The organism is Mesorhizobium sp. M0771, assembly GCF_040320155.1.
GTDB lineage: Bacteria > Pseudomonadota > Alphaproteobacteria > Rhizobiales > Rhizobiaceae > Mesorhizobium.
In genome coordinates this window covers 135,160-154,950 of sequence record NZ_JAMYPC010000017.1, presented here as the reverse complement: position 1 = coordinate 154,950, position 19,791 = coordinate 135,160, and the positions used below count along the sequence as shown (strand labels likewise).

The 19,791-nt window shown below is 63.0% G+C and carries 20 protein-coding genes; 10 read left to right on the top strand and 10 right to left on the bottom strand.

Annotation, left to right across the window (positions count from 1 at the left end; genetic code table 11):
• Window positions 1-186: 186 nt before the first annotated feature.
• Window positions 187-1,377 (bottom strand): aq_1923 C-terminal domain, encoded by a 1,191-nt coding sequence (locus NKI05_RS23885; protein WP_023697470.1) that lies wholly within the window; start codon window positions 1,375-1,377, stop codon window positions 187-189.
• A gap of 404 nt (window positions 1,378-1,781) precedes the next feature.
• Between NKI05_RS23885 and parC the strand changes: the two genes are divergently transcribed.
• Both parC and NKI05_RS23875 read left to right on the top strand, forming a co-directional pair.
• The gene (parC, locus tag NKI05_RS23880) at window positions 1,782-4,034 is read left to right on the top strand and encodes a DNA topoisomerase IV subunit A (RefSeq protein ID WP_023694915.1); all 2,253 of its coding nucleotides are present in this window, start codon (window positions 1,782-1,784) and stop codon (window positions 4,032-4,034) included.
• A gap of 281 nt (window positions 4,035-4,315) precedes the next feature.
• Window positions 4,316-5,530, top strand: a complete 1,215-nt coding sequence (locus NKI05_RS23875; protein ID WP_023727506.1) for an AI-2E family transporter — start codon at window positions 4,316-4,318, stop codon at window positions 5,528-5,530.
• Here NKI05_RS23875 and NKI05_RS23870 read toward each other — a convergent pair.
• The 3 genes from NKI05_RS23870 to NKI05_RS23860 form a co-directional block, all read right to left on the bottom strand.
• Window positions 5,518-6,414: a DMT family transporter gene (locus NKI05_RS23870; protein ID WP_023689526.1), complete on the bottom strand. Its 897-nt coding sequence runs from the start codon at window positions 6,412-6,414 to the stop codon at window positions 5,518-5,520. The genes NKI05_RS23875 and NKI05_RS23870 overlap by 13 nt on opposite strands.
• Window positions 6,415-6,533: 119 nt before the next feature.
• Window positions 6,534-7,298 (bottom strand): arginyltransferase, encoded by a 765-nt coding sequence (locus tag NKI05_RS23865; protein WP_023682417.1) that lies wholly within the window; start codon window positions 7,296-7,298, stop codon window positions 6,534-6,536.
• 139 nt (window positions 7,299-7,437) lie between these two features.
• A complete protein-coding gene (locus tag NKI05_RS23860) occupies window positions 7,438-7,908 on the bottom strand; it encodes an RDD family protein (RefSeq protein WP_023673020.1) in 471 nt (156 codons plus the stop codon).
• 190 nt (window positions 7,909-8,098) lie between these two features.
• Here NKI05_RS23860 and sthA point away from each other — a divergent pair, with 190 nt between their 5' ends.
• Entirely contained in the window at window positions 8,099-9,487 is a 1,389-nt protein-coding gene (sthA, locus tag NKI05_RS23855; protein ID WP_023682415.1) for a Si-specific NAD(P)(+) transhydrogenase, read from the top strand.
• 57 nt (window positions 9,488-9,544) lie between these two features.
• On the opposite strand, the gene NKI05_RS23850 is transcribed toward sthA, so the two are convergent.
• Window positions 9,545-10,216 (bottom strand): alpha/beta hydrolase, encoded by a 672-nt coding sequence (locus NKI05_RS23850; protein WP_245261877.1) that lies wholly within the window; start codon window positions 10,214-10,216, stop codon window positions 9,545-9,547.
• A 217-nt stretch (window positions 10,217-10,433) separates the two neighbouring features.
• Between NKI05_RS23850 and NKI05_RS23845 the strand changes: the two genes are divergently transcribed.
• The gene (locus NKI05_RS23845; RefSeq protein ID WP_023700562.1) at window positions 10,434-11,669 is read left to right on the top strand and encodes an OpgC family protein; all 1,236 of its coding nucleotides are present in this window, start codon (window positions 10,434-10,436) and stop codon (window positions 11,667-11,669) included.
• A 15-nt stretch (window positions 11,670-11,684) separates the two neighbouring features.
• On the opposite strand, the gene NKI05_RS23840 is transcribed toward NKI05_RS23845, so the two are convergent.
• Window positions 11,685-12,767: a LacI family DNA-binding transcriptional regulator gene (locus tag NKI05_RS23840; protein WP_023682412.1), complete on the bottom strand. Its 1,083-nt coding sequence runs from the start codon at window positions 12,765-12,767 to the stop codon at window positions 11,685-11,687.
• A gap of 146 nt (window positions 12,768-12,913) precedes the next feature.
• Between NKI05_RS23840 and NKI05_RS23835 the strand changes: the two genes are divergently transcribed.
• Together NKI05_RS23835 and NKI05_RS23830 are read left to right on the top strand one after the other, a co-directional pair.
• Complete coding sequence (locus tag NKI05_RS23835) at window positions 12,914-13,057, top strand: hypothetical protein (protein WP_023705079.1); 144 nt, start codon at window positions 12,914-12,916, stop codon at window positions 13,055-13,057.
• Window positions 13,058-13,120: 63 nt separating this feature from the next.
• A complete protein-coding gene (locus NKI05_RS23830; RefSeq protein WP_023673014.1) occupies window positions 13,121-13,264 on the top strand; it encodes a hypothetical protein in 144 nt (47 codons plus the stop codon).
• 39 nt (window positions 13,265-13,303) lie between these two features.
• Here the strand turns inward: NKI05_RS23830 and NKI05_RS23825 are convergent, their stop codons facing one another.
• Window positions 13,304-13,678 carry a DUF423 domain-containing protein gene (locus NKI05_RS23825; protein ID WP_023673013.1) on the bottom strand — a complete coding sequence of 125 codons (375 nt, stop codon included), beginning with the start codon at window positions 13,676-13,678 and terminating at the stop codon, window positions 13,304-13,306.
• Between the two features lie 43 nt (window positions 13,679-13,721).
• On the bottom strand, window positions 13,722-14,987 hold the full coding sequence (locus tag NKI05_RS23820) for a multidrug efflux MFS transporter (RefSeq protein ID WP_023815671.1): 1,266 nt from the start codon (window positions 14,985-14,987) through the stop codon (window positions 13,722-13,724).
• A gap of 149 nt (window positions 14,988-15,136) precedes the next feature.
• Between NKI05_RS23820 and NKI05_RS23815 the strand changes: the two genes are divergently transcribed.
• Together NKI05_RS23815 and NKI05_RS23810 are read left to right on the top strand one after the other, a co-directional pair.
• The gene (locus NKI05_RS23815; protein ID WP_023815670.1) at window positions 15,137-15,802 is read left to right on the top strand and encodes a GntR family transcriptional regulator; all 666 of its coding nucleotides are present in this window, start codon (window positions 15,137-15,139) and stop codon (window positions 15,800-15,802) included.
• Window positions 15,803-15,911: 109 nt separating this feature from the next.
• Entirely contained in the window at window positions 15,912-16,145 is a 234-nt protein-coding gene (locus tag NKI05_RS23810) for a DUF982 domain-containing protein (RefSeq protein WP_245259900.1), read from the top strand.
• A 72-nt stretch (window positions 16,146-16,217) separates the two neighbouring features.
• Here NKI05_RS23810 and NKI05_RS23805 read toward each other — a convergent pair whose 3' ends face one another.
• Complete coding sequence (locus NKI05_RS23805; protein WP_023673009.1) at window positions 16,218-16,376, bottom strand: hypothetical protein; 159 nt, start codon at window positions 16,374-16,376, stop codon at window positions 16,218-16,220.
• 178 nt (window positions 16,377-16,554) lie between these two features.
• On the opposite strand from NKI05_RS23805, the gene NKI05_RS23800 reads away from it, so the two are divergent.
• Entirely contained in the window at window positions 16,555-17,526 is a 972-nt protein-coding gene (locus NKI05_RS23800; RefSeq protein WP_023736464.1) for a glycosyl transferase family 90, read from the top strand.
• Between the two features lie 20 nt (window positions 17,527-17,546).
• Here NKI05_RS23800 and NKI05_RS23795 read toward each other — a convergent pair whose 3' ends face one another.
• Window positions 17,547-18,590, bottom strand: coding sequence for an aldo/keto reductase (locus NKI05_RS23795; RefSeq protein ID WP_023736465.1), 1,044 nt, complete (start codon window positions 18,588-18,590; stop codon window positions 17,547-17,549).
• A gap of 244 nt (window positions 18,591-18,834) precedes the next feature.
• Here NKI05_RS23795 and ppk2 point away from each other — a divergent pair, with 244 nt between their 5' ends.
• The gene (gene ppk2 / locus NKI05_RS23790; protein WP_023736466.1) at window positions 18,835-19,755 is read left to right on the top strand and encodes a polyphosphate kinase 2; all 921 of its coding nucleotides are present in this window, start codon (window positions 18,835-18,837) and stop codon (window positions 19,753-19,755) included.
• The last annotated feature ends 36 nt before the right edge of the window (window positions 19,756-19,791 follow it).

Sequence of the window (19,791 nt, the reverse complement as noted above, 5' to 3'; positions counted from 1 at the left end):
AGACACTCCACAACAAACCGTAGCCGCTCGTCCATGATGCCAGTCTCTCGCCAAACCATTGCCGGTCCTCCGGCGGACAAGAAAACTGTCACCCACGCTATCGGTCCATTCTGTTACCTATCTATCCGGTTCGGACACCGGCACCTTCTCCCCGTATAGTGACGGGGAGAAGGGAGCGAACTTCGATCAGTCTTCGTTGGCCTTGACATGGACGCCGAGCGTCTTGGTCAGGTCGGCCGGGTTGGACATGGCACCGGCCATGATCAGCGCGAACGGCACCGCTGCCGGCGGCTCGGCCGAAATCTCGAGGCTCTTCGGATCGTCGAGGTACTTGCTCACCGCCGCCGTCACTTCGGCGGTCAGTTCGGGATTGTTGAGCTGTGCCATGCCGAACGGCACGATCGCCTTGGCCTGGTTGGCGATGTCCTTGCCCGACATGCCCTGCTGCTTGCCGACATACTCAAGCACTTTGCCGGTGAGCGAATCGTCATCGAAGCGGATCGATGCGCTGTTGAAGGAGAGCTGCTGCAACAGGCCGAGCAGGGCCATGCCTTGCGCCGAATTGTCAGCCCCTTCGGGCTGCGCCGCCATCTTCTTCTGCATCTCCTGCAGCGACTTGACGAAGTCGACCGTGTAGCCGCCGAGGCCGAAGGTCATGCCGAGCGTGCCGGCATTCTCGACCGAGATGTCGTATTTCGACAGGTCCATCTTGCCGTCGCTCGGCTGCCAGGTGCCGCCGATTTCGATATTGCCCGAGATGTTCTGGTAGCCGAGGGCCTCGATGGCTTCCTTGGATTTCGCATCGTCGACCAGGGTCAGGTCGGCGTTGAACTTTTCCGTGGTGGCGGAAAACTCCATCGCCTTGCCGTCGGCCGGCGGCGTGATCTGGACAGCAAGCCCATCCACCGAGAAGGCGGTCTTGTCGGCAACCTTGACCGTCAGGTTTTCGAGTTCGGCCGACTTGTAGATCATCATCGAGCCGAGCGGGCCTGTAGCGCCCTCAGCCGGGATGTTGGCGTCGTGGATGACGAAGGGGGTGAGGTTGAGCGTGACGCCGTCCTTGCTGTGCTCGAAGGCCGAAGTCGTGATGGTCGCGACATCGAAGCCGCCATTGGCTTCGGTCACGCCTTCGAGCTTGACGTCGCCGATCGGCAGCGCCTCCTTTTCGGCCGCCGGTTTGACCGACACGCCCTGCAGCACCATGCTGGAATTGTCGCCGGTAACGCCGGTCCAGGTGATATCGACGCCCTGGACGGCAAGTGCGGCCTTCAGTCGGTCGGCAACCGCCGTGTCTTGCGCAAAGGCGGCATTCAGCGGCAGCGTCAGCAAAAAGGTCGAAAAAGCAAGTTTCTTGAGTGTCGAACGTTGGATTGTCATCGCGAGTTCCCTGAGAGAGTCCTGAAAAAGTGTTTTCTCAATTCTACGCCATCACCATTCCGTGACGAACTGGACGGGAAAAAGGCGCTTTCCCGCAGAGTTGTCGAAAATCACGGCGAAAGGCAAATCGGAGCGGGAGCCTTCGCCCGATGCGGTGAATATGTCATGAAGGTCGGGCTCCCCTGCATACCGTCTCCTGCCTTAGAGAGGGCGTGTAACAGATTGATGTTGGTTGGCAACAGCACTGCTACCGCTGCTGTTGCACAGGGACGGCAAGGGGGAACATGAAGTCCGTCACATCCATTGTCGGACCTTGAGCCGCCCTCGTAAGCCCAAAGGCTGCAAAGTGCGGATTTCCGCAGCCCCGCCTTGCCGCGAATCACCCGCTCGGCTAGTCCAGCCGCATGGGAAAAAGGATTTTGCCGCCTGAAAATGGCGGTGGTGACCACATCGAACCGGTCGATCTGAAGAAGGCGCTGGAAGAGCGCTATCTCGCCTATGCGCTGTCGACCATCATGCACCGGGCGCTGCCTGACGTGCGCGACGGGCTGAAGCCTGTGCATCGCCGCATCATGCATGCGATGCGGCTGCTCAGGCTCAACCCCGACCAGGGCTTTGCCAAATGCGCCCGCATAGTCGGCGACGTGATGGGCAAGTTCCATCCGCATGGCGACCAGTCGATCTACGACGCGCTGGTGCGCCTGGCGCAGGATTTCTCCATGCGCTATCCCCTCGTCGACGGGCAGGGCAATTTCGGCAATATCGACGGCGATAACGCCGCCGCCATGCGCTATACCGAGGCGCGCATGACCGAGGTGGCGAGCGATTTGCTTGCCGGCATCACCGAGGACGCCGTCGATTTCCGGCCAACCTACAACGAGGAGGACGAGGAGCCCGTAGTGCTTCCCGGCGCCTTCCCGAATCTGCTCGCCAACGGTTCCTCCGGCATTGCGGTCGGCATGGCTACCTCCATCCCGCCGCACAATGCCGCCGAGCTTTGCAACGCGGCGCTGCAGTTGATCGAGCAGCCGGACGCGCCCGTGACAAAGCTGATGGAGTTCGTCCAGGGGCCGGATTTCCCGACCGGCGGCATCATCGTCGACAGCCGCGCATCCATCCTGGAGGCCTATGAGACCGGCCGCGGCGGTTTTCGCGTGCGCGCCAAATGGGGCCAGGAGGATCAGGGCAGGGGCACCTGGAGCATCGTCGTCACTGAAATCCCCTACGGCATCCAGAAGGCCAGGCTGATCGAGAAGATCGCCGAGCTTTTGATCGCGCGCAAATTGCCGCTGCTTGAGGATGTCAGGGATGAAAGCGCCGAGGACGTCCGCATTGTGCTCGTACCGAAAAGCCGTTCGGTCGATCCCGGCATTCTGATGGAATCGCTGTTCAAGCTGACCGAGCTCGAAAGCCGGTTTCCCCTCAACATGAACGTTTTGTCGCGCGGCAAGGTGCCCAACGTCCTGTCGCTGAAGGGCGTGCTGAAGGAGTGGCTCGACCATCGGCGCGATGTGCTGATCCGCCGCTCGAAGCATCGGCTTGGCGAGATCGAGAAGCGGCTGGAAATCCTTGCCGGCTACCTGATCGCCTATCTCAACATCGACGAGGTCATCAGGATCATCCGCGAGGAGGATGAGCCCAAGCAGGTGATGATGGCCCGTTGGTCGCTCACCGACACCCAGGCCGAAGCCATCCTCAACATGCGGCTGCGGGCCCTGCGCAAGCTGGAAGAGTTCGAGATCCGCAAGGAGTTCGACGGTCTCACCACCGAGAAGAAGCAGATCGAGGCATTGCTCGCATCCGACGCCAAGCAATGGTCGACGATCAAATGGGAAGTCACGCAGGTTCGCGACAAGTTCGGCCCCGAGACCGAACTCGGCAAGCGCCGCACCCAGTTCGCCGACGCGCCGGAGCATGATCTGACCGACATTGCGCACGCCATGATCGAGCGCGAGCCGGTCACCGTGGTGGTCTCGGAAAAGGGCTGGCTGCGGGCGATGAAAGGCCATCTGGCCGACCATTCCACGCTCACCTTCAAGGAAGGCGACAGCCTCAAGCTCGCCTTCCATGCCCAGACCACCGACAAGATCCTGGTCTTCACCACCGGCGGAAAATTCTACACCATCGGCGCCGACCGGCTGCCGGGCGGCCGCGGCCATGGCGAACCGATCCGCATCATCGTCGACATGGACAACGACCAGGACATCGTCACCGCCTTCGTCCACGACCCGAAGCGCAAGCTGCTGCTCGTCTCCTACGATGCCAATGGTTTCGTCGTGCCTGAGGAGGAAGTCGTCGCCAACACCCGAAAGGGCAAGCAGGTGATGAACGTCAAGGCGCCCGACGAGGCCAAGGCCTGCGTCCCGGTGTCAGGCGATCATCTCGCCATTGTCGGCGAGAACCGCAAGATGCTGGTGTTTGCGCTCTCCGAAATTCCCGAGATGGGCCGCGGCAAGGGCGTTCGCCTGCAGAAATACAAGGATGGCGGTCTGCTCGACCTGAAACCCTTCACGCTGGCGAGCGGCCTGTCCTGGCAGGATTCCGCCGACCGCACCTTCGTCAGGTCGCGCGAGGAGCTGGCGGAATGGATCGGCGCGAGAGCGTCGGCCGGACGGATGGTGCCGAAGGGATTCCCGCGGACGGGGAAATTTGGTTGAAGCTGCTGATCTCCCCCCAAGTGGGGGAGATGGCCGGCAGGCCAGAGGGGGGCGCTGTCCCGCCAGCGCATCAAATGGTCATGGCTCGCCACTCGGTCGCAACTCTTGGGTCTTCAATGTCGGGTGCCAGGCTGGCGATCCTTCGCGCCCCCCTCTGTCCTGCCGGACATCTCCCCCACAAGGGGGGAGATTGGCAGCTTCACCAACCATTTGGACTATCGTCACTATTGCTGCACTATAACAGTGCATAAACGCTGTGTAGGCCGGGGAGAATTGACCGTTTGAAGGAAGCGAAGATCCAGAAGCCGGAACGTCAGCAGCGCCTGTTCGGCCTGTCGACACCGCTGCGGGCCGCCGTCATCCCGCCGCTGTCGGCGGCGCGCTGGCTGTTGGTGCTGATCGTCGCCGCCGGCGTTTATTTCTTCCACGGGTTCCTGTTTCCCGTGCTGGCAGCCCTCGTCATTGCTTTTGCCAGCTGGCCGCTCTACCGCCGGCTGCTTGCCGGTGTCGGCGGTAACCGCACCGTCGCCGCGACGCTCGCCATCCTGTTCATCCTCGCCTTCCTGGTGGTGCCGATAGCGCTCGCCGGCACCTACGCCATCAACGAGGTCCGCGAATGGGTCGGCTGGGCGATCGAGACCAACAGGCACGGCGCGGTCACACCGCACTGGATCACCTCGCTGCCTGTCGTCGGCGAGTGGCTGAACGAACAGTGGATCGACAATTTCGGCCATCCCGGCGGCATCGGCGAGCTGATCCAGCTGGTCAGCGGCGCCAATATCGGCAGCATCTATCGCGGCGTGCTGGCTGCCGGCGGCAGCGCCTTCGGCCTGTTGCTGACGCTGCTGTTCATGATGATCGCGCTGTTCTTCGCCTACCGCGACGGCGAACACTTTGCCAGCCAGATCGACCGGCTCGGCGAACGCATCCTGCCGACGCGCTGGGAGCGGATTTCGCGCGTCGTGCCGGCGACCATTTCCTCGACCGTTACCGGCATGACCGTGATCGCCATCGGCGAGGGGCTGGTGCTCGGCATCGCCTACTGGCTGGCCGGGGTGCCGTCGCCGGTGACGCTGGGCGCATTGACCGGCGTGATGGCGCTGATCCCCGGCGGCGCGCCGCTGTCGTTTACGCTTGTGTCGATCTACCTCGCCGCCAGCGGCTCGCCGATGGCGGGTCTGGCGCTGTTCATCTGGGGCGCAGTGGAACTGTTCATCGTCGACAAGACCTTGCGCCCGAAGCTGGTCGGCGGGCCGATCAAGCTGCCCTTCCTGCCGACCTTTTTCGGCCTGATCGGCGGCGTAAAGACAATGGGCTTTCTCGGCCTGTTCATCGGCCCGGTGCTGATGGCGCTGCTCGTCGCGATCTGGCGCGAATGGCTGCGCGAGGTGGAACTGGCCGAAGACACCGTTCCCGACGCGGCGGCCGAGCTCGAAGGCGGGCCGCCGCAGATCGAGATTGTCGCCGGCCCGGCGAAGAAAAGTCAGGCTGGGTAAGCGACGGCGAGCGCTGCCCGGCGCTTGCGCCCTTCATGCAACTGCCACAGGGAATGGGCAACCAGCGTGACGATCAGGATCACGCCGCCGATCAAGCTGTTGCGCGACGGCGTCTCGGCAAAGATCATCCATATCCAGACCGGCGCCAAAACCGTTTCCAGGAGATAGAACATCGCCACTTCCGGGCCTGAAATGTATTTCGGCCCGTTGGCTAGGCAGAAGAAGGCGAACGGCATGATGACGGCGCCGTTGAAAACGATCCACCATGGCGCTTCCACCTGGAAACCGGTCCTGGAGACCATGAGCGCCGCCAGCCCGAACGGCAGCAGGACGCCGGTCAGCGCGGTGAATCCCATATCCCTGCCGCTGGCGCGTGAAACGGTGATGGCGCAGGCAATCGCCAAGGCCGAACACAGCGCCATCACATCGCCGAACAGATTTCCCGTGCCGACGGAATCGCCGACGATGATCGCGATGCCGACGATCATCAGCGCCATTGCCGCAAGCGTCAGCGGCTGCGGTCGCTCCTTCAGAAACAGCCACGACAGCAGTGCCGAGAACATGGTGGAGAAGGCGAGGATGAAAACCAGATTGGCGGTCGAGGTGTTGTAGACGGCGGTGATGAAGGCGATTGCGCCGAGCCCGTAGAGTGTGGCGACCACGAGCCCCGACCAGCCGGGTATCAGCTGCGGAGCATTCTTGCTGAACGAGCGCCAGATGGCCCATACGATCAGCCCTGCCACGAAGGTGCAGCCGGTGCGCAGCAAAAGGATCGTCCAGGCTTCGCCATGGGCGAGCCGGATCAGGGGAATGTCGATGGTCAGCGCCAGCCCGCCAAGCGCGGTGAGCAGAAGTCCTTTGGTGTGGGCATTGTGAGAGGACATGCAACGGCTTCGCAATGAGTTGAGCAGATGCCGGTCGGCGCAATCGCCCCGCCAACGGGCGGAAGACCAGCATCGTCTCGGCTGAAAATGTTTAGATCAGGATCTGGTAAGAAGAAAAATCAGCGCGTGACCGCTTCGTGGTCGTAGCGTTCCCAGCCCTTCGGGCCGAGATGCTCCTGCGGCATGAAGCGCATTTTATAGTTCATCTTGCGCGAGCCGTTGACCCAGTAGCCGAGATAGACATGGGGCAAGCCCATGGCCCGGGCGCGGGCGATATGGTCGAGGATCATGAAGGTGCCGAGCGAGCGGTCCTCGAACTCGGGATTGAAGTAGGAATAGACCATCGACAGGCCATCGGCCATCTTGTCGGTCAGCGCCACGGCGATCAGCTCGCCCTGGCCCTTGCCGGTGATAAATGTGTCGGGGCCGCGGCGCCGGTATTCGATCACCTTGGTGTCAACATGGGTATCCTCGACCATCATGGCGTAATCGAGCACCGTCATGTCGGACATGCCGCCGCGGCGGTGGCGGGCGTCGAGATAGCCGCGAAACAGCGAATACTGCTCGGTCGACGGCTGCGCGTCGTGCATGGCGCCGATGAGATCGGAATTGCGCTGGATCACCCGCTTCATGTTGCGGCTGGCGGTGAACTCCTGCGCCAGGATGCGCACCGAGACGCAGGCGCGGCAGGTCTCGCAGGCGGGACGGTAAGCGATGTTCTGCGAGCGCCGGAAACCGCCTTGCGTCAACAGGTCGTTCATCTCCGGCGCCTTGTCGCCGACCAGATGCGTGAACACCTTGCGTTCGAACTGGCCCTCAAGATACGGACACGGCGATGGCGCGGTCAGGAAGAACTGCGGCGACTGGGTCGGATGGTGCGTCATCGAACCTTGGGAACACTCCTGCGAATCGCTCTACCTTTGGCTTGGCTGGCGAAAAATTCAACAGGATTGTGAAGGCGGGGTTGAACGGACCCCTTCACATACGCGCACAAATGCCTGTTGGCGTCGGTTGAACGCCGGTTCAACGGTCGCTGCGGCTGACGACGGTGCCAAGCAGCAGGTCGTGCAGTGTGCGCTTGCGATCGGAAAACAGCGTCACCAGGAGGACGAGCGGCGTCAGGATGACCGTGCTCGCCCAGAACAGCACCGAATGGACAACGGCGGTGAGGCCGTCGATACGGCTGCCGTCGAGACGATCGAGCCGAATGCCCATCATCTTCATGCCTGATGTGGCCTGGTTGCGACCGCCCAGCGTGTTCCAGATGTAGAGAATGGCGACCGCCGGCACGAGGATGGAATACAGCGCCCAGCCAAGACCGAATGTCAAAAGGCCAAGCACGGCCACCAGGATCGCGAACGGAATGGTGAGCAGCGCCACGATGCAATAGTCGATGATGAAGGCCAGGATGCGCCGCGTGCGCACACCGTCATAGGCCCTGACGTCGTCGAGCCTGCTGGTGATGATTTCGCCGTCAAGTACGCGCGCGTTCATGTCATGTCCTCATAACAGGCGCCACGCTAGGGTGCGCCGCCACTGAAATGGTGAAGACCGCGGGCGGAATCAAGATCGGTTCGTCCATCGGTCCGGCTCGGCAGTGTGACGCGGTTGAGCCGATTGAATTTGGTGGACGGATGGCGTTAGCTTGCTGCGGCGCAACAAGACGCCGAGGGGACGGGGTTACATGGATTACGACATGCTGGTCATCGGCAGCGGCCCTTCCGGGCGCCGCGCCGCGGTGCAATCGGCCAAGCTCGGCAAATCGGTGCTGGTGGTCGACAGGGGCCGGCGCCTCGGCGGCGTCTCGGTGCACACCGGCACCATCCCGTCGAAGACGCTGCGCGAGACGGTGCTGAACCTGTCCGGCTGGCGCGAGCGGGGCTTTTACGGCCGCGGCTACCGGGTCAAGCAGGACATCTCCATCGCCGACCTGGTCGAGCGGCTGCACAAGACGCTCGACCACGAGGTCGAGGTGCTGCAGCACCAGTTTATGCGCAACGCCGTCAAAAGCGTGCGCGCCATGGCGAAATTCGTCGGCCCAAACAAGGTCAGCCTGACGGCAGACAATGGCGACTACTCGGAGGTTGGTTTCACCAATGCGCTGATCGCGGTCGGCACCAGGCCGCACCGGCCGCGCGACGTGCCTTTCGACAAGATCCGCGTCTTCGACAGCGATGAGATGCTGGAACTCGACCATCTGCCGCGCACGCTGACGGTGATCGGCGCCGGCGTCATCGGCGTTGAATATGCGACGATCTTTTCGGCGCTCGACGTGCCGGTGACGCTGGTGGAGCCGCGCAACACCATCCTCGATTTCGTCGACCGCGAGATCGTCGACGACTTCATCCACCAGATGCGCGACCGCGGCATGACCATTCGCCTCGGCAGTACGGTCAAGGAAATCGTCTCAAAACCCGACTATGCCGAAGTGACGCTCGCCGATGGCCGCACCATCCGCTCCGAGATCGTGCTTTACGCCGCCGGCCGCAGCGGCAATCTCGGCAGCCTCGGCCTCGACGTGGTCGGCATCGAGGCCGATTCCCGGGGCCGCATCAAGGTCGATCCGCAGACCTTCCAGACCAGTGCGCCCAACATCTATGCCACCGGCGACGTCATCGGTTTCCCCAGCCTTGCCTCGACATCGATGGAGCAGGGCAGGGTGGCCGCCTGCCACGCCTTCGGCGTGCAACTGCCACCGCCGCCGGAAACCTTCCCCTATGGCATCTACGCCGTGCCGGAAATCTCCACCGTTGGTCAGTCGGAGGAGCAGGTGCGCGAGAGCGGCGCTGCTTATGAAGTCGGTCTGGCGCGGTTCCGCGAAACCTCGCGCGGCCACATAATGGGCGTCAACTCCGGCTTTCTGAAACTGCTGTTCTCGGTCGAAACGCGCCGCCTGCTCGGCGCCCACATCGTCGGCGAAGGCGCCACCGAACTGATCCATATCGGCCAGGCGGTGATCAACCTCGGCGGCACGGTTGATTTCTTCGTCAACAACACCTTCAACTATCCGACGCTGGCCGAAGCCTACAAGATCGCCGGGCTCGATGCCTGGAACCGGATGGGACAGGGCTAGGCGACGAGCATCTGCTCAGCCGTTCCGCCGGGCGCCGATGCGGTCTACCAAGGTCTCTTAGCCTGCCTGGCGTGCGACCAATGCTGGTCCCGCCAGCCATTGCCGGACGATGGCGGCATCCGGGTCGCCGATTTCGTGACCTGAAGGCACGATGCGCGCATCGACCTCGGCGCCATGTTTGTTGAGCAGCCTCACCAGTGGCGGCGCAAACGGCCCGTAGGTCTCATCGGCGGCACCGGCGACAATCAGGACGCGCCTTCCGGTCAGATTGGTTGCCGGCGCATCGTCAAGCACGGGCATTGCTCTCAGCAACGCCGCTTTTCGGACGAGGCCGGAGTTGAGCAGCATCAGGCTGGAAACCAGATTGGCGCCGTTGGAATAGCCGAGGAAAGTCGCCCGGGCGAGGTCGAGCCCGTGGCGCTTTGCGGCCTCGCTTGCGAAGGCGGCAAAGGCCAATGTTTCGGCACGGATGCTCGCCTGTTCGAAACTGGTCGGCGTGATCCGCTCGAACCAGCGGAAGCCGTCTTCTTGGCGGATGCGGCCACGCACCGCGACCAGCGTGGCGTTAGGGGCGATCTGCCTCGCAATCGGGACCATCGTCGTTTCGTCGACACCCGATCCGTGCAGTAAAAACAGGCTCTCGCCGCCGGCATTCTCCGGCTTGAGGAGGCGGTAGGGAAAGGCCAGATCCTGGTGCAGAAAGGCGTTCTCGTCGCTATATCGATGCACGCTCATATCTCGTTGTTTTCACGGAGACATTGGTCCTTTGCCAGCTTCAAAACGGAATATTTTCACGCTCCGCCAAATGTGATTGCAACAGGCTCATTTCAGACCGTTTCTGCGCCGATATGCTCCCTGCGGGAGGAATCGAAGCGGTGTGCGCCGATGGTCGCATCCCGGCATGAACAACGCGAGCATCCTTGCTCTCCTTTGAGGCCTTTTGTCGATGACCCTGCCAGTCCCGCCCGATCGCGCCCCGCGTATCGCCGATCGCGCTCCGCGTATCGCCGATCGCGCTCCGCGTATCCCCGATCGCGACACGCGCATTGACGTGTTCCGTGCGCTCGCACTCCTGACCATCTATATCGACCACGTGCCGGGCACCGTCTTCGAAACGCTGACCTACAAGAATTTCGGATTCTCGGACGCGGCGGAAGCCTTCGTGCTGATTTCCGGCATGTCGGTCGCACTCGCATATGGCACCAAGTTCCAGCCGGGCGGCCGGCTGCTGGCGATGTTGAAGATGTGGCGCCGGGCCGGCGTGCTTTACAGCGCCCACATCGTCACCACCATGGTTGTGATGGCGTTGTTCTGCGCCGCGGCGGTGTTCGGCCGGCGGCCGGAACTGCTCAAGCTGATCAACATCGAGCCGCTGATGAAGAACACGCCGGAGGTCATGATCGGCATTGTCACGCTCGGCCACCAGCTTGGCTACAACAACATCCTGCCGGTCTATGCGGCGCTGCTGTTGATGGCGCCGCTCTTCCTGCTCTTCGTCAGCTACCGGCCGCTGCCGGCGCTGGTCTTTTCCGGCGCGCTGTGGCTCGTCGCCGGCCTCTGGCAGATCGCGCCGCCGAACTATCCCGAGCCCGGCTTCTGGTTCCTCAACCCGCTGTCCTGGCAATTCCTGTTCAACATCGGCCTTGCCGGCATGCTGCATGTCAGGCGCGGCGGCACAATTCCCGTCAATCGTTGGCTGGTGGGCGCCGCGGCGACCTATGTCGCGGCAGCGGCGGTCTGGGTGCACAGCCCGCTCTGGGGCGAGATAACGTGGTTTAACCTGCCCGTGGTGATCGGCGGCTTCGACAAGACGTTCCTGTCGCTGCCGCGGCTCCTGCACATATTGGCGGTGAGCTATCTGATCGTCGCCCTGCCGGCTTTCTCGAACCTGTTCCGTCTCAGCCCGGACCATCCGCTTGCCCTGCTCGGCAAGCGCTCCTTGCCGGTGTTCCTCGCCGGCACGCTGATCGCCATGGCGGCGCAGGTGATGAAGCTGATCAATCCGGGCGGCTTTGCCTATGACGTCTTGCTGATTTCGGCCGGCATCGCCATGCAATTCGCGCTCGCCTTCTATCTTGAGTGGCTGTCCGGCATCGGCTTGGGCAAAAAGCCGGTTCGCAAAGAAGCGCCAGCCGTTCACCAGACCTTCGGCATGCCCGCGATGCCAAGGCTAAGCCGATGATCCCACATCAGCCGCCTAGCTAGCAGGCGAGGGGCCGGACGACCCCCGCACCACAAGATCGACCGGCAGCAATTGCCGGTGCTGCGAGCCGTCATTTTCGAGGATCGCCTTGACGGCCAGCCGGCCCATCTCGGCGATCGGCTGGGCGACAGTGGTTAGTGGCGGCTCGGAGTCGGCGCCTTCCGGCACGCCGTCGAAGCCGACGATTGACACATCGCCCGGCACGGCAATGTTACGCTCGCGCAGCCAGTCGAGCGCATGCAGCGCGATCTTGTCCGACATGGCCAGGATTGCCGTCGGCGTCTGCGGCAGCGCGAAAATATGATCGAGGCCGGCCCGAACGCTCGCCTCGTCATTGAGGGTTTCGTAGATTGGCACTTGCGAGACGTCGATGCCGAAGCGGGAGAGCTCGCCGAAATAGCCACGCAGACGGTCGCGTGTGCCCGAGTAGAGGGATGTCGTCTCGACTTGCTCCTGCGTGACGGGACCAAAGCCAGCGTCGGCAGATTCCAGGGCGAGTACGGCAAAGCTGCGATGGCCGAACTCGGCCAGATGGCGCGCCGCCAGACCCGCGCCGGCGACGTTGTCGACGCCGATCGCAGCGACCGCCTCATTTTCCGAATCGAGATCAAGCGCCACGAAAGGCAGTTTGCGTTCGCGCGCCAGTTCGACCAGCCGCGACCCACCCTCGATGCAGAACACGATGAAGCCGTCGACCAGGGCGCTCTGGATGTTCCAGGCGAGCTGCTCGCTGTTGGCGGCCGAGACCAGCGAAATTCCGGCGCCGGTGGCGTCGCAGGCCTGCGAAATGCTGGCCATCATGACGCGGGCAAAGGGATCGTCGAAGAAATAGGACAATGGTTCTGCCGTTGCCACGCCGATGGCGTTGACCTTGCCGGCGCGCAGCAGCCGGCCCTTGGGATCCGGGCCGGCATAGCCCATCGCTTCCGCCGCCGCCTTGACCCGCTCGCGGACCTCTTCGCGCACGATTTCCGGGCGAGCGAACACGTTGGACGCGGTACCGTGCGAGACCCCGGCCGCCTTGGCGATGTCGGCAAGCCGCACTGGTCTCGTCTTGCCGGAGGTCAATGCCGTCATTTTCGTCTCCTGAACCGGAGCCTGTTTAGCACTTTCGTTGGATCGGTTCAAATTTTCCCTTGATCGGACGGCGGAGAGAGTCTATGTTTGAATCGATCCAAGGGATTCACCAAGTACAACTTGGATCGATTCAAGAGGAGGGTGCCATGCATCCCGTGAATTATCTGTTCGAAGACATCTATGGCAATGATTGGGGCATAGTCTCCGACGCCGCCACCCGCAAGCGCCGCGACAAGGTCGGGCCGTGGAGGCGTGACCTGCAATACCTTGTGAAACGCAAGCGCAGCTGATCGGCCCCGGCATTTTCGTGCCAGCTGATTGGATCGATTCAAGTTCTTAAAGAGGAGACGAACATGCATCCCGTGAAGCATCTGTTCGAAGACATTTATCGCAACTACTGGGGTATCTCGCCTGCCACGGAGCAGCCGGAAAGGCGGCGGCCGACCAAGTCTGCCAAGCGCAACCGCGACCTGCTGCCGCAAAACCGGCAGGATTAAGCCTCGTGTGATATCTGATGGGGCAGGGTTCTTGGCTCGTCAGGACCGTTGCCGCACGAGCGCCGAGGCCGCGATCACCAGCCAGCCCGCGATGAGCAAGGTGCCGCCGATCGGCGCCGACATCGGGAACAGCCGCGATCCCACGAAATCCCGTGCCAGCAGATCGCCGCAGAACAGAACAAGCCCGACGAGCAGCACCAGGCTGCCGATCCGCAAGATCCGGTTTGCGCCGGCGAGGCCGACGGCCAAAAACACCGGCGCATGCATGAGCAGGAAGGATGCGGCCGTGCCGACGAACGCGCCGCCGAGATGCGCTGAAGCCGCCGACAGCGCCACGCCCGCCGCGCCGGCAATGCCGCCGGCGAAAACGAGGATGCGCGCGCTGTTTGCTGGTGCTGACTCGGCGATGCTCATGTCTCGGGCTCCGTGATTGACGATAGGCGGCGCGACCTGTCTGTCAGGATTTTTCCGATATCGCCAGCATGTCGCGCGTGCGGCGCGCCTGGGCCAGCCAATTATACGCGGCACCGCCCGCCATCAGCACCGACGTGCCGAGAAACACCGCGCGCATGCCGAAATGGCCGCCGACGAAGCCGCCCAGCAGCGGCCCCACGACCTGGCCGACATATTGCGCCGAGATTGCCAGGCCCAGCACATTGCCGCCGACCCCATCGGGAACATTGTGGCGGATGACGCTGGTGATGCAGGGCAACAGCCCGCCCAGCACCAGACCCATAAGGAACCGCAGCCCGACCAACTGCCAGCTCTCGGTGACGAAGGCCTGCGGTATCAACAGCAGCGCCGAGACGGCCAGCGATGCGACGATGACGTTCCAGTGGCCGATGCGGTCGGCGAGCTTACCCAGCCGTGACGCCGACAGGATGGCGCCCAGCGCCGCCGCCGACATGACGACACCGGAGACCAGCGTCACCCGGCTTGCGTCCGCGACCAGTTGCTGGACGTAGACGGTGATGATCGGCTCGATCGACATGTTGGCGAAGGTGAACAGCATGCCGGTTGCCAGCATCGCCACGACAGGGCGTTTGTCGGGGATCTGCGCCCAACCGCCCTTTGGTTTCTCCTTGGGTTGTGCCTGCATTGGCGGGCGAGGCATCTCCTTGATCAGGAACGTCGTCGCCAGCGCCGCCAGGAAAATGACGCCGCCCGCGATGAGGAAGGTGGCGCGAATACCGATCAATGGCGGCAGCGCGCCGCCAAGCAACGGGCCGACCAGGGAGCCTGCGGTGATGCCGGCCGACAGCACGCCGAGCGCCCAGCCGGAGCGCTTCTTCGGCGTCTGCATGGCGACAAGGATCGTCGAGCCTGAGGAATAACCGCCGGCAAAGCCGATCAGCAGGCGCAAAAGCACCAATTGCCAGACGGTCTGCACCATGCCGGTCAGCGACATGCAGATCGCCATGCCGAAACTGGCGCGCACCAGCATCACCTTGCGGCCATAACGGTCACCCAGCCGTCCCCACAGTGGCGCGACAAGGGCGGCGGCAAGGAAGGTGGCGCCGAAAGCGATGCCCGACCATTGCACGATCGCCGCGTGGCCGACGGCGCCCAGTTGCTCGACATAGAGCGGCAGGAACGGCAACAACAGCGTCATCGCCACAAGCGTGCTGAACGATCCGGCAAAGCACACGAACAGGTTGCGCCGCCAATGAATGTTGTAGGTGGAAGGCGCTTCGGCGGCCTGCGCTGCACTGTCCTGCGGCATGTCCTGTCCTGTCCGCTTGCTGCGGATACCATTTTGGGATACCAACTTGGTACCTCATGGACGCAAAGCCCGGCTGCTGTCAATCAGGCGCTCTCAATGTGATCGGCAAGACCAACGGGCAAGGCCGATCGCCAGCAATGGAAGCAACTATGTCGCAGATGCAGATCGTCGAAAAAGCGCTTCGCGAGATGATCCTTGGCCTCGAGATCGGTCCTGGCGAGCGGCTGACGGAGCGCTGGATCGAGAGCCGCTTCGGCGCATCGCGCACGCCGGTCAGGGCAGCCCTGCTGCGGCTGGAGACGGAAGGGCTGATCTGCCGCGACGGGCGCGGTTGGACCGTGTCGCCGATCAACCTTGCCGAACTGGAACAGATCGCGGTGTACCGCGAAGCCGTCGAGGTCGCGGCGGTCAGGCTGACTTCGGCGCTGGCCGACAGGAGCGCAGCCGATGTCATCGAGGCGATGCTGGATTCCTGCGACACTGCCACGCCGCGCGAGGAATGGCACCGCGTCGGCATGGATTTCCATATCGAACTGGCGCGGCTCTCCGGCAACGAGTTCCTGTTTCGGGCCGTGCGCGATGCCATGACGCGCCTGTCGCGGGCGCGCTGGCTGGAGGTGCGCGACGAGGCGGCCCTTGGCCGCGCCTGGAGCGAGCATCACGCCATTCTGGCGGCGGTGCGGGCCGGCGATGCCGATGCGGCGGCGGCGCGACTTTCGGCCCATATCGCCGGCAGCCGCGACCGCCTGGTGACGTCGTTGCACAATGACCGGCGCGGCCTGCGCGCCAGGGGTTTTGCCGTCGTCGCCGCTTGATACTGGTCACGAAAACGAAAGAACGCCGTCGCGATCCGCTTTCGGCCTCGCTTCGCGGACGCCGATGGCGTAAGAGGCGGCCATGGAAAACAACCGATTTGAAACACCCGTGACCGTTAAGTCGGGCACGGAGGGAAGCACTCAGCTCTTGCGTACGGTGCGCGAGGCTTCCGATTACCTGCTCAACAGCTGGCCCGGCAAGCGCAGCCCCAAGCACCGCGAAGCGCTGCAGGCCTGCCATGACGCGCTGGCCGGCGACAAGCCGGCGATGATTGCAAGACGCGCCTTCATCGCCGCCGCGCGCGAGGTCAACGTCTTCGTCAGCGACAAGGCCCCGGCCTGATCACATCGGCCTGATCAGACCGGCATTTTGCCAGGATCCGGCCCGTTTCGCGGGCCGGTGATCCTGTCTTGCCTATTTTTCTGTCTCGGTGTCGGTTTTGGAACTTGCCTCGTTCTCAGGCTCGGCGCGCTCCTTGGCCGCGACCTTGGCGGCGAGCTTCTCCGCCTTCTTGGCGGCCTTCTGCCGGTCGCGCTCTTTGCGTTCCTGACCGTAATTCGGTGGTCGAGCCATATCGTTTCCTTTCGCTGTGCCTGATCCTGCCTAGAAGCATTGGCCGGCAAACACAACAGCGCCGCGAGGGCAGATGCCAGCGGTTCTGGACTTGCGTGATGGCGAACACAATGGTTTAGAAAAGGCTGCGGGACAGTTGCTGGAGCCGCCGCCGACCGATTTCGAATCAAAACGACCGATGGCCACGCTTCAAAGAAACGCACAGAAGCTGATCTACTATGCGCGCAACGCCATGCGCGACATCGCGCCGCCGGTTCTTTTCCGGCGCCGGCTCGGCCGGCTGCTCGATCAGGCCAGGCTTTCCGACGCATCGGTCCGCCAGCGGCTCAATTACTACAACACGCTGCGGGAGCCTTTTAGCCCCAGCCCCGAGGCCGTGCCGGTCAGCCGGCTGCCGTCGGACCGCAGCATGTACTATTACGATCTGAAGGAGTTCACCCGTTATTTCCACCCAGATCTGCGCATCGACCTGGAATTCGGCGACGTCATCGAAGTGCCGAAGATGCCGTCGATCGTCAAGGACCGGCCGATAGCGGGCGACAACGGCAACGGCGTCCTGTTCAAGCTGAACAAGTTCCGTCATTTCTACATGCCGGCCGACGATGTCGCCTTCGCCGACAAGCATCCGCTCGTCGTTTGGCGCGGCGAACTCAACAATCCCATCCGCACCTTGTTGCTGGATGCAGCCCGCAATCTGCCGTTCTGCGATGTCGGCACGCCGAGGGCGACAGCACCTGCGGAATACCGCAAGCCCTATCTCAGCATCGATCAGCAGCGCCGCTACCGCTACATCATCTCGCTCGAAGGCAATGATGTCGCGACCAATCTGAAATGGATCATGAGCTCGAACTCGCTCTGCCTGATGCCGCCGCCGACTTACGAGACCTGGTTCGCCGAGGGGCAACTCGAGCCCGATGTCCATTATGTGCCGCTGGCGCCCGACTTCAGCGATCTGGCCGAGCGGGTGCATCATCTCGAGCAGCATCCGGCCGAGGCCCAGCGCATCGTTGCGGCGGCCAACGCCTATTGTCGCAAATTCGCCGACGAGCGGGCCGAGCAGGCGATCTGCCTGCTCGTGCTCTACAAATATTTCGTGCTCAGCGGCCAGATCGAGCCCGATCCGCAGGTCTGGCGGTTTATCGCGGGCTAGCGGCTTCCGGCGCCCTTAAGTCAGATGACGCTGCGGTCCGTAACCAGATCGGCCGGGCCGAAGCGGTCCTTCGCCGTAAACTGCTGGTGCCAGTAGGGATAGAGCACCGGCGGCCGGCTGACGGCATCGAGACGCTGGCGTTCATCAAAGGACAGCGTCAGGCTTGCCGCGGCGAGATTGTCTTTCAACTGGGACTCATTGCGTGCGCCGATCACCAGCGAACTGACGGCCGGCCGGCCGAGCAGCCAGGTCAGCGCCACCTGGGCCGCCGAAACGCCGCGTGCCGCGCCGATGTCGACCAGCACATCGACGATCCGCCACAGACGGTCTTCGTCGCGGATCGGCGGTTCCGACCAGCCGCCGATCTGGCGCGCCGTCGGGCTGTCGCGGCGGTATTTTCCCGACAGGAGGCCGCCGGCGAGCGGGCTCCACACCAGCACGCCAAGGCCCTGGTCGACCGAGATCGGCAAGAGCTCATACTCGGCCTCGCGTGCTTCCAGCGTGTAGTGGATCTGCTGGGTGACGAAGCGCGGCTGGTGCTGGCTGTCGCTGATGCCCAGCGCCTTCATGACCTGCCAGCCGGAATAGTTGGAGCAGCCGACATAGCGGATTTTGCCCTGGGCAACCAGCGTGTCGAGCGCGGAGATGGTTTCCTCGAGCGGTGTCGCGCCGTCCCATTCGTGCAGGAAATAGATGTCGATGACATCGGTCCGTAGGCGCTTCAGGCTCTTCTCGCATTCGCGGATCAGATGATGGCGCGACAGGCCTTCGTCATTGGGGCCCTTGCCGATCCGCATGCGCGCCTTGGAGGCGATCAGCACGTCGTTCTTGCGCTTGCCGCCGAGCGCCTCGCCGATGATCTCTTCCGACAATCCGTTCGAATAGACGTTGGCGGTGTCGATGAGATTGATGCCGGCATCTATGCAAGTGTCGATGATGCGCGAGGCCTCCGCGAGATCGGAATTGCCGACGGCAGCGAACGGCCCGCTGCCGCCGAAGGTCATGGTTCCCAAGGTCAGCGCCGAAACTTTCAAGCCGGAACGGCCAAGCGTGCGGTATTCCATGTCAGATCCCTCGTAGTTTTGGTGGGGAGGCGGTTTTAGCAGGAAAGGGCGGGGAAGCCCGAACGGGTCCGCCGTTTGTAGGACAATTTGAGCGGCTTGTCGCCATCCCAGGGCGATGGATCGGCAATGCTCGCTGGTTTGCAGTGATGACCGGCTGGCCGGCGGCTTGCAATAAAACCGTCATTGGCGGCCTATATCGAGTCGGCTCAGGGTTTCATGTCAGCCGGCAAGCGGAGCAGTGGAAATGACCGAGTTGAAGCAGAATTCTCCGGCCAGGGATTGGCTGGAAGCCGAACTCGCCGACACGCTCGACGAGGACTATGAGCTTGAAATGTCGGAGCCGGCGCTGTCGCTGGAGATCGCCAAGATCTACAAGAACGCGCATCCGCCGTCGATCGACCGCATGCAGTATTTCCGCGACCTGATCGGCTTGCAGTCGGAACTGATCAAGCTGCAGTCCTGGGTCGCCTACCACAAAAAGAAGCTGGTGGTGGTTTTCGAAGGACGCGATTCCGCCGGCAAGGGCGGCGTCATAAAGCGCATTACCCAGCGCCTTAACCCGCGCATCTGCCGCGTCGTGGCGCTGCCGGCGCCGACCGAGCGCGAAAAATCACAATGGTATTTCCAGCGCTACGTGCCGCATCTGCCGGCCGGCGGCGAGATCGTGCTGTTCGACCGCTCCTGGTACAACCGCTCCGGCGTCGAGCGGGTGATGGGCTTTGCCGAACCCGATCAGGTCGAAGAGTTCTTCCGCGACGTGCCGGAGTTCGAGCGCATGCTGGTCCGCTCCGGCGTCACGCTGGTCAAATACTGGTTCTCGATCACCGACGAGGAACAGCAGATGCGCTTCATGATGCGCATCCACGATCCGATGAAGCAGTGGAAGCTGTCGCCGATGGACCTGCAGTCGCGCGTGCGCTGGGAGCAGTACACCAAGGCCAAGGAAGAGACGTTTGCCCGCACCAACATCCCAGAGGCACCGTGGTACATCGTCGAAGGCAACGACAAGAAGCGGGCGCGGCTGAACTGCATCGACCATCTCCTCAAACAACTGCCCTATGAGGACGTGCCGCACGAAGAAATCACGCTGCCCGAGCGGGTGTTCAACCCGGAGTACGAGCGCCAGGTCCTGCCGCGCGAGCTTTACGTGCCGGAGAAGTATTGAGCACTTTTCCTTCTCCCCGTTTCACGGGGAGAAGGT

Excerpts from the sequence above, each read along its gene's own strand:
- NKI05_RS23805 (WP_023673009.1), bottom strand. The coding sequence starts at position 16,376 with ATGGCTCGACCACCGAATTACGGTCAGGAACGCAAAGAGCGCGACCGG.
- ppk2 (WP_023736466.1), top strand. The coding sequence starts at position 18,835 with ATGACCGAGTTGAAGCAGAATTCTCCGGCCAGGGATTGGCTGGAAGCC.
- parC (WP_023694915.1), top strand. The coding sequence starts at position 1,782 with ATGGGAAAAAGGATTTTGCCGCCTGAAAATGGCGGTGGTGACCACATC.
- NKI05_RS23845 (WP_023700562.1), top strand. The coding sequence starts at position 10,434 with ATGACCCTGCCAGTCCCGCCCGATCGCGCCCCGCGTATCGCCGATCGC.
- NKI05_RS23820 (WP_023815671.1), bottom strand. The coding sequence starts at position 14,987 with ATGCCGCAGGACAGTGCAGCGCAGGCCGCCGAAGCGCCTTCCACCTAC.
- NKI05_RS23815 (WP_023815670.1), top strand. The coding sequence starts at position 15,137 with ATGTCGCAGATGCAGATCGTCGAAAAAGCGCTTCGCGAGATGATCCTT.
- NKI05_RS23800 (WP_023736464.1), top strand. The coding sequence starts at position 16,555 with ATGGCCACGCTTCAAAGAAACGCACAGAAGCTGATCTACTATGCGCGC.
- sthA (WP_023682415.1), top strand. The coding sequence starts at position 8,099 with ATGGATTACGACATGCTGGTCATCGGCAGCGGCCCTTCCGGGCGCCGC.
- NKI05_RS23885 (WP_023697470.1), bottom strand. The coding sequence starts at position 1,377 with ATGACAATCCAACGTTCGACACTCAAGAAACTTGCTTTTTCGACCTTT.
- NKI05_RS23835 (WP_023705079.1), top strand. The coding sequence starts at position 12,914 with ATGCATCCCGTGAATTATCTGTTCGAAGACATCTATGGCAATGATTGG.
- NKI05_RS23825 (WP_023673013.1), bottom strand. The coding sequence starts at position 13,678 with ATGAGCATCGCCGAGTCAGCACCAGCAAACAGCGCGCGCATCCTCGTT.
- NKI05_RS23830 (WP_023673014.1), top strand. The coding sequence starts at position 13,121 with ATGCATCCCGTGAAGCATCTGTTCGAAGACATTTATCGCAACTACTGG.
- NKI05_RS23860 (WP_023673020.1), bottom strand. The coding sequence starts at position 7,908 with ATGAACGCGCGCGTACTTGACGGCGAAATCATCACCAGCAGGCTCGAC.
- NKI05_RS23840 (WP_023682412.1), bottom strand. The coding sequence starts at position 12,767 with ATGACGGCATTGACCTCCGGCAAGACGAGACCAGTGCGGCTTGCCGAC.
- NKI05_RS23795 (WP_023736465.1), bottom strand. The coding sequence starts at position 18,590 with ATGGAATACCGCACGCTTGGCCGTTCCGGCTTGAAAGTTTCGGCGCTG.
- NKI05_RS23870 (WP_023689526.1), bottom strand. The coding sequence starts at position 6,414 with ATGTCCTCTCACAATGCCCACACCAAAGGACTTCTGCTCACCGCGCTT.
- NKI05_RS23865 (WP_023682417.1), bottom strand. The coding sequence starts at position 7,298 with ATGACGCACCATCCGACCCAGTCGCCGCAGTTCTTCCTGACCGCGCCA.